Genomic DNA, 13,536 nt, shown 5'->3' on the forward strand with positions numbered 1-13,536 from the left:
GCCCAGGCCCATCGCCGCCACGGCCGCCTGCCCTGGTCGGCGCTGTTGCAGCCCGCCATCGCCCTGGCGGCCGACGGCGCCCCCTTTTCCAGCGAGCTGGCGCGCAACCTGCATCTGGCCAACCCCCAGGTACGTCGGCAACCGGGTTTCGAAGCGGCTTTCCTGCTCGGCGCGGCGGACCGCGAGGCCGGCACGCCATGGCGCCAGGCAGCGCTAGCCACAACGCTGGACCGCATTGCCGGGCAAGGCGAAGCGGGCTTCTACCAAGGTCCAGTGGCCCAGGCGCTGTGCCGCTTTGCCAGCGAGACCGGCGGCCTGTTGCTGGCCGACGATCTGCAACGCATCACCGCCGATTGGCGCGAGCCCATCCATCAGGACTACGGCAGGTTCAGCGCCACGGTCATGCCGCCCAACTCCGTGGCCCCCCTCATGTTGGCGCAGCTGCAACGCCTGCGCGACGGGTTCGACCAGGACCGCGATCGCAGGCTCCTGGCGCAGATCCTTCAGGCACGCGCCATCCTGCCCGCCCTGCACGATCGCATTGCCAACCCGGATGCGTCCTGGCCCTGGCAGGAACTCGACACTTGCGACGAATTGCCCCCCCAGCGCCGGGACGACCCGGGCGATACCGCGGGCATCGTCCTGGTCGATCGCGAGGGAAATGGGCTGGCGATGTTGCAGAGCGTCTTCCAACCCTTCGGCAGCGGTTGCGTCGACCCCGCCACGGGCGTGCTGATGAATAACCGGCTAAGCGAATTCAGCCTTGATCCGACGCGGCACAACTGCCTGGCTCCCGGCAAGCGCCCTGTGCACACCCTCAATCCCTACATGGTCTGCCGCCAGGGCAGGCCAGTGCTGTTCGCCGTTTCACCCGGCGGCGTCAGCCAGACCACCACCGGCGTGCAGTGCATTTCGAACGCAATGATCGACGGCATGCGATTGCCCGAAGCCATCGACGCGCCGCGCTGGAGCATTGCGCGCGACGGCCAGATCATGTGCGAACCCGGTTTTTCCCCCTTCGTGGTCGAGCGCCTGCGCACCGCCGGCTGCAGCGTTGCTACCGATTCCCTGCACCCCTTCTATTTCGGCTCGATAAAGGCCGTGCGCCTGCACTCGCAAGGCGTGCTGGAGGCGGCCGCGGATCTGCGTCGCGAAGCCGACGCCGTCGCCTGGTAAGCGAAATACCTTGACGGCCATTCCAATCAAAGTATACTTAATCTAAATTTCGTATACTTAACCGGTTCGCTGCTGCCAGGGCGAGCCTGGATCGATCAACGGGCACGGCAAATCCCGCGGGCGGAAACCGCCTCTCCACGCCGCGCTTGCACAGGAGTGACTACTCGATGGAACGACTACGCTTTGGCATCTGCGGACTGGGGTTCGCCGGTTCCGTGCTCATGGCTCCCGCCATGAAGCAGCACCCGAAAGCGGCGATCGTCGCAGCGTGCGATCCCAATCCCGATACCCGCGCCGCCTTCGGCAAGGACTACGGAATTCCGACATACGAGAATCTGGCGGCAATGCTCGACGGCACGGAGCTCGATGCCGTCTACGTGGCGTCGCCCCATCAATACCACTGCGAGCACGTCGTCCTGGCCGCCGAACGCGGCAAGCACATCATCGTCGAGAAGCCGCTGACGCTGAACGATGAAGACGCCCGGAAAATGGTCGAGGCCGCCGCGCGCTGCCAGGTCCAGCTCGTCGTGGGCACCTCACGCAGCCACGATCCCGTCGTGAAAACCATGCGCGACATCGTCCAGAGCGGCGAGGTCGGGCGCCTGGCGATGATCAACGCCTGGAACTACACCGACTATCTCTATCGGCCTCGCCGCCCCGAAGAGCTCGACACGGCACAGGGTGGCGGCATTCTCTTCAGCCAGTTGCCGCATCAGCTGGATGTGATCAAGGTCATCGCCGACGCCACCATCGTCTCGGTGCGCGCGGCGGCGGGACAACTGGACGCCCGGCGGCCGACCGAAGGCCATTGCGCCGCCTTCGTCACGCTGTCCAATGGTGTCTTCGCCACCCTCGTCTACAGCGGCTACGACCACTTCGACAGCGACGAACTGCAGTTCTGGATCGCCGAAAGCGGGCGCCCCAAGCAACCCAAGCACGGCAGCTCTCGCAAGATCCTCGCCGGGCTCTCCCCCGAGCAGGAAGCGGCCCTGAAGACACAACGTCTGGGCTATGGAGGACCGGTGGCGCAAAGCTATGCGGCAACGGAGGACAGCCGCAAGCAACCGCATTTCGGCATCTTCATCGCCACCTGCGAACGGGGCGACCTGCGCCCCAACCCGGACGGCGTCACCGTCTATGGCAGCGATGGTCCGCGCGAGGTGCCCGCCCACGCAGGGCGAGGAGCCTATGGCCAGGGCGACACCATAGACGAACTTTACGACGCCATCATCGGCGCCCAGCCGGTGCTGCGTGATGCCGCCTTCGGCCGAAATACCGTTCTGGCCTCGCTCGCCATTCTGGAATCGTCGAGATCCGGACGCGAAATCTGCATCCCCCCGCAAGACACCCCCAGCTCGCCAGCCCGATGACACCCGGGCCCTCTTCATTGCGCCAATCCAAGGATAAGTCATGACCCAGCACGAAGACCCTTATCGCATCCTGACAGCCGTCGGTCCTGGCACGCCGATGGGCAACTTGTTCCGCCGCTTCTGGCTGCCCGCGCTGACCAGCGACGAACTGCCGGCCCCCGACTGCACGCCGGTGCGCATCCGCATCCTCTGTGAAGACCTCATCGCTTTTCGCGACAGCGAAGGCCGGGTCGGCATCGTCGACGCCTATTGCCCCCACAGGCGCGCGCCGCTGTACTTCGGCCGCAACGAAGAATGTGGCCTGCGCTGCGTCTACCACGGCTGGAAATTCAACGTGAACGGCGAATGCGTGGACATCCCCAACATCGTCCCGCCGGACAACTTCATTGCACTCAAGCAGAAGGCCAGCATCAAGAGCTATCCGGTCCAGGAAAGCGGCGGACTGGTCTGGGTGTACATGGGCCCTAAGGAACGCCAGCCCGCGCTGCCCGGCATGGAATGGGTCTCGCTGCCCGACGAGCAGGTCAAGTGTTCGCGCTGGTTGCACCGAAGCAACTGGCTGCAAGCCGCCGAAGGCGAGATCGATACCTCGCACATCAGCTTTCTGCACAGCCGGGTCAACGTCACCAAGCACTCGCCCGACTGGCAACGGCTGGCGCAAGATGGCGCGCCCCAGATCACCGTGAGGGAAACCGACTACGGTTTCGTCTATGGATCGCGCCGCGACTACGAAGGGCAGTACTTCTGGCGCGTAACGCAATGGATGCTGCCCATGTGGAGCGCGGTGCCGCGCTCCATCAACGACCCCATTCTGGCCGGCCGCGCCTGGGTGCCGATCGACGACTACACGACGACCGGCTTCGGCTATGTCTATTCGCCCGACCGTCCCCTGCCCCCTGAAACCCTGGCCGAAGTGGCGGCCGGCGAACGCTTCCCGCCCCGCTCCGACAAAGGCACGTTCCGGCTCCCTCATGGGTACGTCATCGACACCTATCTGCCCCAGGCCAACATCGAAAACGACTTTCTCATCGATCGCGACCTGCAGCGGACCACCAGCTTCACCGGGATTCTCGGGGTCAACGAACAGGACCGCGCCCTGCAGGAATCGATGCTCAGCGTGGCCGGCCACCCCGGCATCGTCGACCGCTCCCAGGAACGGCTGGTCAAATCCGACCTGCCCATCATGGCCGCGCGGCGCATGCTGATGCGCCTGGTCAAAGACCTGGATCAGGGCATTGAACCGGCGGCGGTGGCCAATGCCGACAGCTATGGCGTGCGCGGGATCGCCAAACTGTCGCCCATCGCCGACTTCGACGAATTCATGCAGCAGCATGCCGACTACCTGACGCCCCTCACGACAACCGCGACCTGATCTCCGGAAAGCGCACTCCCTCGGTGGTGCAGGCATGCGTCTGCACCAGCCGGCAATCACGCCATACGGCCACGCCCATGCAACATTCCCCAAAGACTCTCAGCGAGGCAACAGGAGACGCTCCCATGGCTATGAGCAACCCGAAGCCGCAAGCCGCATCGGCCGTCAAGCTCCAGGCGCGCATCCATTCGATCGAGCTGGAAGCCGAAGGCATCTATCTTCTGGATATCCGCCCCGTCCCGGAGCAGCAGTTTCCCGCCGTCGAGCCCGGCGCCCACATCGACCTTCACCTGCCCAACGGATTGACGCGCAGCTACTCCACTGTGAACGCGCCAGGCGACCAGGGCCGCTATCTCGTCGCGGTCAAGCACGAAGCCTCGGGCCGTGGGGGGTCCCGCTACATCCACGCGGAACTGCGAGTCGGCCAGGACATCGCCATCGGCGGCCCCCGCAACAACTTCAGCCTGCGCGAAGACGCCAGGCACTCCGTCCTGATCGCCGGCGGCATCGGCATCACGCCGATCTACAGCATGGTTCGCCGGCTGGAACAGCTTGGATGCTCCTGGGAGCTGCACTACGCCGCCCTCGACCGCGAGCATGCCGCATTCGCCGCGCGCCTGCTCGCGCTACAGCCCAGGGTCCGCTTTTATTTCGCCGCGGAACAGCCCGGCCGCCCCCCGCTCGACTTGCGGCAACTCATTGCCGACAGCCGCAACGACGCCGACTTCTATTGCTGCGGCCCACAAGGCATGCTGGCCGATTTCGAGGCCGCCACCGCTCACCTGGCGCCCGAGCGCGTCCACGCGGAATACTTCAGCGCGACCGAGGCTCCTGCCGTCGAAGGCGGATTCGAGATCGTTTTGAACCGGACTCAAAAGCGCGCCGCAGTCCCTCCCGGCGCAACCATACTCGACACCGTGATGAAAATGGGCGTCGACGTCCCGTATTCCTGCATGGAAGGCGTCTGCGGCAGCTGCGAAGTCCGCGTCCTCGAAGGCACGCCTGATCACCGCGATCTCATCCTGAGCAAGGAAGAGCGGCAGAAAAACGATCGCATGATGATTTGCTGCTCCGGGGCCAAATCGAACCGCCTTGTACTCGACCTGTAAACGCACCGGCCAACGCTTCCGGAATGGTGAAGAAATCCAGCGCCACGGCGCAATAGCGCCTCCAAGACCTGCAGTACCCCAACTACCTATTCCCAAGGAGATAATCATGACCAAGGAAATCATTCGTTCTGACAAAGTGACGCCCCCTCTCGCCCCCCTGTCTCCTGCGGTGCGTTCGAACGGATTTGTGTTCGTGTCAGGCCAACCGGCCTTCTTCGACGATCGCCAGATCGCCGAAAACGACTTCGATACCCAGATGCATCAGGTGATGGCCAACGTGAAAGCCCTGCTGGAAGCGGCAGGCTCAAGCCTGGACAAAATCGTGAAGGCCAATGTCATCCTGAAGAATGCCAGCGATTTCGCGCGTATGAACGAGATCTACCGCAGCTACTTCCCGGACGGAAACTACCCGGCCCGCACCACGATCGAGGCAGCGATGGGCAACCCGCTGTTCCTGCTGGAAATCGAGTGCACCGCTGAAGCGTAAGCCGCAGCCCGAGGCCGACGCAACGTCGGCCTTTTTCATCCGGCCAGCAAAGCACCCGCCACGGAGCACCAGTCTGCATTCAGGGCCTTCTCGCGGCGACGGTCGCCTCATATCCTTCATCACGTGCACAAGAGCCAACTCCACTCATTGAGTGCGGCGGTGTACAGGTTGGAGTTTGGATATAGAGGCGGTAGGCTTCGACGACGTCGTCACCGGCCGGCTCAGCGCTGGCAAAAGTGCGGTCAAAACCCCCTGAAAGCAAAAAGCCCACCGTTACCGGTGGGCTTTGCGCTTGATACTACTAGAGAATTCTGGTGGGCTGTGAGTGGCTCGAACACTCGACCTACGGATTAAGAGTCCGCTGCTCTACCAACTGAGCTAACAGCCCTGCAACTTCACTCAGTTTCGTCCGCTTTGCTGCGCGTTTTTTAATCCGCTGCCGCTGCGCTTCGTTATGTGTGTAGTGCGAAGAAGCAAGATTATATGCAGCTTTTTGGGTTTGTGCAAGTCGCCCCGAAAAAACTTTCAGGCAGGCCGCATCAGGCGGCGTAGCCGCCGTCCACCGACAGGCTCGCGCCCGTGACGTAGCGCCCTTCCGGCCCGGCCAGGAACGCCACCATGCCGGCGATGTCGCGGGCTTCGCCATAGTGCGGCAAGGACAGCACGGCCACCAGGTCAGCCGCATGCGCGCCGTCGGCGGGATTCATGTCGGTGTCGATCGGGCCGGGGTGCACCACGTTGGCGGTGATGCCGCGTGCGCCCAGGTCGCGCGCCAGGCCCTGGGTCAGGCCGACCAGCGCGGACTTGCTGGCGGCATACAGCGCGACGCCGGCGCGACCCGCGCGGCCTGCCAGGCAGCTGCCGATGTTGATGATGCGGCCGCCGTCGGGCATGGACGCCTGCGCCGCCTGGATGGCGACGAAAGGCGCGCGCACGTTGATGTCCATGGTGCGCTCGTAATCGTCCAGGCTGGTCTCGCCGATCGCGCCGGTGAGAAAGATGCCAGCATTGTTGACCAGCACGTCGATGGGCCCCAGTTCGGCAATGGTCCGTTCGACTGCGCCGCGGACTGCGGCTGCATCCGCGGCGTCCGCCTGGATGGCCAGCGCGCGGCGCCCGTCCACGGACAGTTCGCGCACCAGTGCCTGCGCGGCGGCGGCCGAGGAAGCGCTCACGTAAGAGAAGGCCACGTCGGCCCCATCGGCCGCGAGGCGGCGCACGATGGCGGCGCCGATACCCCGGCTCCCGCCGGTGACCAAGGCAACTTTTCCAGTCAGATTCGACATTGCTTTACCTATATTTGTAGTGATCAGTACAAATATATTCGCCGAGCCAACCGATACTCGTCAACTATTTTTTTATCAATCACCACAAAAATCCCTGACGGGTAAAATCATGCGCATGGCAGAACGTGGTCGCCCCAGGAACTTCGACCGGGCCCAGGCCTTGCACAAGGCCATGGACGTCTTCTGGTCGAAGGGATATGACGGAGCATCGCTGACCGACCTCACGGCGGCGATGGGCATCAATTCGCCCAGCCTCTATGGCGCATTCGGCTCAAAGGAAGGACTGTTCCGCGAAGCGGTGGAGCTCTACCGCGAGACGGAGGGTGGCGCGGCGAGGCGCGCGCTGCAAGATGCGCCCACTGCCCGCGAAGCCATCCAATCCATGCTGCTGGCATCGGCGGAACGCTTCACCGCTCCCGGCACGCCGTCTGGCTGCATGATCGTGCTGGGCGCGCCGGCAGGCTGCATGAATCAGACCGGCGTGGGCGACTTCCTCGGCGACAACCGCCGGGAAATGCAGAACCGCATCCTGGCCCGCCTCAATGCCGGCGCATCCGATGGAGAGCTGCCGGCCAGCGCCGACCTCAAGAGCCTGGCCGCCTTCTACACCACCGTGCTGCATGGCATGTCGATCCAGGCGCGCGACGGCGCCACCCGCAAGACCTTGCAAGCCGTGGCCAGACAGGCAATGTGCGCCTGGGATGCGCTGACCGGGAGCACGCCTCCCTCCGGCTTGCCGCCGGGCCGGGTCCGCGCCTGACGGATAGCCTCATGTTCCGGATCGATCTGCGGCGTCTCATCCTGTGGATCTGCCTCTTTTCGGTCGTCCTGGCGCTGGCGGGCAGCCTGCACGCCAGCTATCTGGTGCAGCGCGACCTCCTGCTGCACAACGCGCTGGAACTCAACCGGGCCTATGCCTCCAAGCTGGCTTCCGCCACCGACGTGTTCCTGACCGACCTGCGGCGCTACCTCCGGTACAGCGCCGAAATGCTGGCCGACATGGAAACCCATCCGGAACACATGGCGGCCGAGACGCAACGGCAGGAACTGCAGCTCGGCCACTTCAATTCCACCTTTGTCGTGTCGCCGCAAGGCAAGGTGCTGGCAGCCTCGACCTCGGACCATGAATTGCTGGGCCAACAGGCGCGCAGCGACGCCGCCAGGAATGCGCTGACCACCCAGCGCCCTACCGTCAGCGCCCCCTTCGTGGGTCGCAACAACCGCTGGATGATCCTGTACACGCATCCGATTTTCTCGGATGACGACCGCTATCTCGGTTTTCTCGGCGGTACGCTCTACCTGCATGAGCACAACGTGCTGGACCATCTGCTGGGCCAGCACTTCTATCTTGGCGAATCATCGCTGTACGTCGTCGATCGCAATGGGGCGTTGATCTATCACCCCGACCGCAGCCGACTGGGGCGGACCGTGCCCGACCTCGGCGCCTTCGCCTCGGCCCTGCGCGGCGAAACCGGCGAGATGCACTACGCCGACGAACACGGCCGCGAGATGCTGGCGGGCTATGCGCCCGTGCCCAGCATGGGTTGGAGCATCATCGCGCAGCGCCCCGTGGACGCCACCTTGCAGCCCTTGAGCGATCTGCTCCTGGCGACGGCCCGCCACACTTTGCCGCTGCTGTTGCTTTCGGTCGCGTCCATCTGGCTGCTGTCGCGCTGGATTGCCCGGCCGCTGGGCGAGTTGGCCAGGATCGCCAAGCACATGCAAGACCCGGACTCGGCGGAACGCATCCGCCATGTGCGCTCGTGGTACTTCGAAGCCGCGCAACTCAAGCGCGCGCTGTTGATGGGACTGGCCTCGATCCACCACAAGATCCGCGACCTGCGCCGCGAGACCACCACCGACACCTTGACCGGCCTTTTGAACCGGCGCGGCCTGGATGAGGCGCTGGCGCTGCTGCAGGCCGAGGGCCAGCCGGTGGCGATCGTGGCCATCGATATCGACCACTTCAAGAACATCAACGACCGCTACGGTCACGCGGCAGGCGACCGCGCGCTGCAGGCGTTGGCGCAACTGATGAGCGAGGGGTCGCGCAGCGGCGACACACTTGCGCGCGCCGGCGGCGAAGAGTTCGTCATGCTGCTGCCCGGCGCGCCGCTGGAGGCCGCGATCGGTCTGGTGGAACGGCTGCGCCTGCGCATAGCAGCCGAGCCTGGCGTCATCGCCATTCCACTCACCATTTCGGCCGGCGTCGCTGCCTACCCGGAACACGGCGCGACGCTGGACGCCGTCCTGCAACGCGCCGACCAGGCCCTCTATTACGCCAAGAACCATGGCCGCAACGCCGTCTGCGTCGCGGACGACAACATCCAGGCCGGCTCGCGCATGGCGTCGCCGGGCTGAATCTCCTACTTGCCCTTCGCCGATGCCGGCGCGGGCGCCTTGGGCGGCTTGCGCATCTGTTCAAGCAAGGGGCCGCAGGCGTTCTCGTCCGTGGTGCTGGGCGCCACCAGCGCCAACAGACCGGCGGCCGGCGTCAGCAACACCCCCAAGGCGACCATGCCCGCGCCGCGCGCTGCCAGGGGCAGCACGTGCACGCCCACATCCGGCGAGCCGAAGGTGCCGCGGACGTACAAGGGGGAGCGCAGCGAGAAGATGCGGAAGCCCTTGCTGTCCGGCGTAATGTCCATGTCCAGCTTCTCGTTCTTGAAGTCGGCAGTGCCAGTGATGCTGATCAGGGCGTTCTCGGTATCGAACACGAACACCCGCGGCGTCATCACGCCGTTCTTCATCTGCAGATCGGCCGCGCCGCAATTGATCTTCACCTCGTCGTCGCCGAACAGCTTGGAGACGACGTAGTTGCCCACATTGAGCCCCGCAATCTCCATCAGGCTGCGGCTGATCACGCCGTCGTTGACCAGCATCTTCACGTCGCCGGTCGCCGTGCCCAGCAAGCCGGCCACGGAGTTCCCCGCGCCGCTCACCGCCATGTCGCCATTCAGCTCGCCCAGCGTCTTCTGCATGGCCGCGGTCGTGGGGAACAGCTGCTTGAGCCGCAAGCGGCGCGCGCTGATGTCGACGCGCCCGGTCAGGGTCGAGCCGGAGCCGTCCAGGCGTATGGTGGAGTTGATGTTGCCCCCGGCCATCCCGAAACGCAGCGGTTCCAGGGCCAGCTTGCCGTCCTGCAACACCAGATGCACGGACAGGTCCGACAGCGGCAGCTTGCTGTCGTGCACGATGCGGCCGGCATCCAGCGAGACGTCGGCGTCCATGTCGCGCCAGCGGTCGGTACGGAAGGCCTGGGTAGGCAGCACCTTGCCGCCCTTGGGCTTGGCCGGCGCGTCCTTGGCCTTGTCCGCTTCCGCGCCCGCGACCTTGCCCGACGGCACGCCGATCAGCGGCCCCAGGTCCTCCATGCGCAACTGCTTGGACGAAAGCTTGCCGGTCAGCTTGGGCCGGGGCATGCCCAGCGCGAAAGTGATGTCGCCGTGCAGATCGCTGTTGCCCACCTTGCCGTTGAAGCCCTTGTAGTCGAACAGCGCGCCGCCGGGATTGCGCAGCTTGGCCACCAGATGGCCGTCGGTGGAATACGGCGGCGTGTCCGGCAGGGTGACCCCGGTCAGCGGATACAACTGCGCCATGGACGCGCCCGCCAGCTTCAGCCGCAGGTCCAGCGCGCCGAGGTTGACCGGATCGGTCAGGGTGCCGGCCACCGACGCCCTGGTGCCGCCGATGGCCACGTCCGCCTGCACCGGAAAGGGTTGCTTGGCGTCCTGCAGGGCCAGCATGCCGCCGACCTTGCCTTCGCCCTTGGTCGCCAGGCCCTTGTACTTGCCATCCACCTTCCAGCCGAACACATAGTCGCGCGGCGACGGCGCGCCGCCGCCCTCTTCCGCCGCGAAGGACGCACCGGCCACATCCGCGAACGGCACCGGCTTGCCCAGCGGATCCACCAGCACGGTCAGGTCTGCCTTGAGGACCTCGTCCACCAGCCCCACACGGCCCTTGTCGAAGCCGATCTCGTTGATGTCCAGCACCCAGGGGGAAGGCTCGCCGGTTTCGGGCAGAGTGAACTCCCAGTTGGCGCGACCATCGGCCAGCCGCTCCAGGTCGGCGGCGGGTTCGGTCAGCTGGATGCGGCGGATGACGACGCGCTGGCGCAGCAGCGGCAGAGGCGCCAGGCTGAATTCCCCACGCTTGAGCGTCGCGAACTGGGGCGCCTTGGCCCAAGGCGTATTGCCTACGGAAATATCGTTGGCGACGATGTGCGGCCATGGCACCCAGGCGCGCCAGCCGCCCTCGTCGGGCTCGCGCGCCCATTCAACGCTGAGATCGCCATTGATGGCAAAGGGACGTCCGATTGCGGCGCTGGCCCGCTCGTTGATATAGGGCTTGGCGCGATTCCAGTCGAAGGTGGCGATCACTACCACCAGTATCGCCACGAGGAGCGCCGCTCCCCCTACAATCCCGATCGCTATTTTTCCTGAGCGCGTCATGGTTATTATCCTTGGCATTGTGGCCGTCGTACCGCTGACAGCCCTCGTTAGCTCCAAGGGTATCGCGGCCCGCGCCGCCAGCCAGGCTTTCCGGCCCCATAATGTGTGCGGATTTTTCCTGGCCCGGCGCTCCGGGCGACGCCGCGCGGCACGCATCGGCCGGGGTTTGCGCAGCATGCCGCGTGCCTGGCCCCGCAGCGGCCAGTTACATAACGAAATGGCTCCGCGCTGCGAAATGTGACCCGGGCACCGGCGTCTGGCGAATTTTCGACGCCGGCAGCGCTCAAATGCTCAAACGACAGCCCCCGGCCCATCGGGCCGGGCAGCAGAACAACCTGGAGGCCCGATGCGGCATTCGACCTTGATTTTCGTGGTGGCGGCATTTGCGCTGCTGACGCTGAGCCGCCTGGCGCTGGCCGCCTGGCAGTCCAAGCGCGTGCGCGATGCCGGCGGGCTGATCCCCCTGCTGCTGGGCGGGCTGCGCATCGACGCGCACCAGATCGCCGTGCTGGCAGCGCTGCCGGCAGTGCTGTCGCCGTTGTTCGGCCACTTTCCGCTGGCCGCCACCCTGGCCGGCTACTGGTACCTGGTCGCGTTCATCCTGCTGGCCTTCCTGGAAGTGGCCACGCCGCCCTTCATCATCGAATACGACTCGCGCCCCAACCGCCTGTTCGTCGAATACCTGAAGCACCCCCGCGAAGTCTCCGGCATGCTCTGGCGCGGCTACAAGGGTGCGCTGGTGGGCGGCCTGGCCGTCGTGGCGCTGATCGGCTGGGGCGCCTACGGCCTGTTCGGCCACGCGCAGCCAGACGCGCCGCTGAGCTGGTGGCAGATGCCGCTGGCCAGCCTGGCCATCCTGGCCATCGTCATCCTGGCCATCCGCGGCACGCTGGGCCACCGTCCGATCAACCCGTCCTCGGTCGCCTATAGCTCGGACGGCATGCTCAACACGCTGGCGCTGAACTCGCTCTACAACGTGTTCTACGCCGTCTACAGCATGAAGAACGAAAAATCCGCCTCGGCCGTGTACGGCGGCATGGACGACGACAAGATGCACGGGCTGGTGCTGGCACGGGCCGGCCTGCCCAACCCGCCTGCCAATGCGGACTACCCCAGCCTGCACCGCCAGCCGGCCACCCGCAAGACGGCGCGGCCGCTCAACCTGGTAATCATCCTGGAAGAAAGCCTGGGCGCGCAGTATTGCGCCGGCCTGGGTGGCACGGATCTGACGCCCGAACTCGACGCCCTGGCGCGCGAGGCCTGGACCTTCACCCGCGCCTACGCCACGGGCACCCGCTCGGTGCGCGGACTGGAAGCGGTGGTCACGGGCTTTCTGCCCACCCCTGCCCAGGCGGTGCTGAAGCTGCCGCGTTCACAGCGCGGCTTCTTCTCGCTGGCCGACCTGCTCGGACGCCACGGCTACCACTCGCGCTTCATCTATGGCGGCGAATCGCACTTCGACAATATGAAGGGCTTCTTCCTGGGCAACGGCTTCAAGCAGATCGTGGACCGCTCCGACTTCGTGGATCCGGCCTTCGTCGGCACCTGGGGCGCCTCGGACGAGGACATGTTCAACCAGCTGGACCGGCTGCTGCGCGAAGACGGCGACCAGCCTACCTTCACGCTGGCTTTCAGCGTGTCCAATCATTCGCCCTGGGAATATCCGGCGGGCCGCATCCAGACCGACGGCAACCCGGCCACCGTGGAAAATACCGTGCGCTACGCTGACTGGGCTTTGGGCCGGTTCTTCGAACGCGCCAAGGCTTCGCCGTACTGGGAAAACACCGTGTTCCTGATCGCCGCCGACCATGATTCCCGCGTCTTCGGCGCCAGCCTGGTGCCCGTGCGCCACTTCCACATTCCGGCCGTGATCCTGGGCGCCGGCATCGAGCCGCGGCGCGACGACCGCCTGATCAGCCAGATCGACCTGGCGCCGACCCTGCTGTCGCTGATAGGCGTGGACACCGAGCACCCGATGATCGGCCACGACCTGACCCGCAGCACGCCGGGCCGGGCCATCATGCAATACGACAGCACCTATGGCTACCTGAAGGAAAACGAGCTGCTGGTGATGGCGCCCAACAAGACGCCGCTGCAATACCGCTATACCGCGCCCGAGGAATACGCGCCCATGCCGCTGGATCCGGACCTGGCCGCCGAGGCGCTGGCGCATGCGCTGTGGCCCAGCTGGGCCTATCGCGAAGGCCGCTACAGCCTGCCGGGGCAGGCTGCCGAATCGTCCGGCTCCGGCGAAAAACCCGTCGCCTGACCCCCCGCCCGGC

Annotated in this window: 10 protein-coding genes and 1 tRNA gene; 8 read left to right on the forward strand and 3 right to left on the reverse strand. The window is 65.5% G+C overall.

What is annotated here, in order from left to right; translation table 11 throughout:
* From VIR09_RS27980 to VIR09_RS28000, 5 genes are all read left to right on the forward strand, one after another.
* Positions 1 to 1,176 (forward strand): gamma-glutamyltransferase (locus VIR09_RS27980; protein WP_332015828.1); only part of this gene is annotated, 1,176 nt, incomplete at its 5' end.
* Between the two features lie 167 nt (positions 1,177 to 1,343).
* The gene (locus VIR09_RS27985; RefSeq protein ID WP_332015829.1) at positions 1,344 to 2,546 is read left to right on the forward strand and encodes a Gfo/Idh/MocA family oxidoreductase; all 1,203 of its coding nucleotides are present in this window, start codon (positions 1,344 to 1,346) and stop codon (positions 2,544 to 2,546) included.
* Positions 2,547 to 2,586: 40 nt separating this feature from the next.
* Positions 2,587 to 3,918, forward strand: a complete 1,332-nt coding sequence (locus VIR09_RS27990; protein WP_332015830.1) for a Rieske 2Fe-2S domain-containing protein — start codon at positions 2,587 to 2,589, stop codon at positions 3,916 to 3,918.
* A 125-nt stretch (positions 3,919 to 4,043) separates the two neighbouring features.
* Positions 4,044 to 5,027, forward strand: a complete 984-nt coding sequence (locus VIR09_RS27995; RefSeq protein WP_332015831.1) for a PDR/VanB family oxidoreductase — start codon at positions 4,044 to 4,046, stop codon at positions 5,025 to 5,027.
* A 106-nt stretch (positions 5,028 to 5,133) separates the two neighbouring features.
* The gene (locus tag VIR09_RS28000; RefSeq protein ID WP_332015832.1) at positions 5,134 to 5,514 is read left to right on the forward strand and encodes a RidA family protein; all 381 of its coding nucleotides are present in this window, start codon (positions 5,134 to 5,136) and stop codon (positions 5,512 to 5,514) included.
* A 312-nt stretch (positions 5,515 to 5,826) separates the two neighbouring features.
* Here VIR09_RS28000 and VIR09_RS28005 read toward each other — a convergent pair.
* Together VIR09_RS28005 and VIR09_RS28010 are read right to left on the reverse strand one after the other, a co-directional pair.
* Positions 5,827 to 5,902: transfer RNA gene (locus VIR09_RS28005), tRNA-Lys, on the reverse strand.
* Positions 5,903 to 6,053: 151 nt separating this feature from the next.
* Positions 6,054 to 6,800, reverse strand: a complete 747-nt coding sequence (locus tag VIR09_RS28010) for an SDR family NAD(P)-dependent oxidoreductase (RefSeq protein ID WP_332015833.1) — start codon at positions 6,798 to 6,800, stop codon at positions 6,054 to 6,056.
* Positions 6,801 to 6,915: 115 nt separating this feature from the next.
* Here VIR09_RS28010 and VIR09_RS28015 point away from each other — a divergent pair, with 115 nt between their 5' ends.
* Entirely contained in the window at positions 6,916 to 7,560 is a 645-nt protein-coding gene (locus tag VIR09_RS28015; protein ID WP_332015855.1) for a TetR/AcrR family transcriptional regulator, read from the forward strand.
* Between the two features lie 11 nt (positions 7,561 to 7,571).
* On the forward strand, positions 7,572 to 9,161 hold the full coding sequence (locus VIR09_RS28020) for a sensor domain-containing diguanylate cyclase (protein ID WP_332015834.1): 1,590 nt from the start codon (positions 7,572 to 7,574) through the stop codon (positions 9,159 to 9,161).
* Positions 9,162 to 9,166: 5 nt separating this feature from the next.
* Here VIR09_RS28020 and VIR09_RS28025 read toward each other — a convergent pair whose 3' ends face one another.
* Complete coding sequence (locus VIR09_RS28025) at positions 9,167 to 11,254, reverse strand: AsmA family protein (protein ID WP_332015835.1); 2,088 nt, start codon at positions 11,252 to 11,254, stop codon at positions 9,167 to 9,169.
* Positions 11,255 to 11,600: 346 nt separating this feature from the next.
* On the opposite strand from VIR09_RS28025, the gene VIR09_RS28030 reads away from it, so the two are divergent.
* Positions 11,601 to 13,523, forward strand: a complete 1,923-nt coding sequence (locus tag VIR09_RS28030) for an LTA synthase family protein (protein WP_332015836.1) — start codon at positions 11,601 to 11,603, stop codon at positions 13,521 to 13,523.
* The last annotated feature ends 13 nt before the right edge of the window (positions 13,524 to 13,536 follow it).

The organism is Achromobacter sp. (assembly GCF_036567245.1).
Classification (GTDB): Bacteria; Pseudomonadota; Gammaproteobacteria; order Burkholderiales; family Burkholderiaceae_B; genus Achromobacter.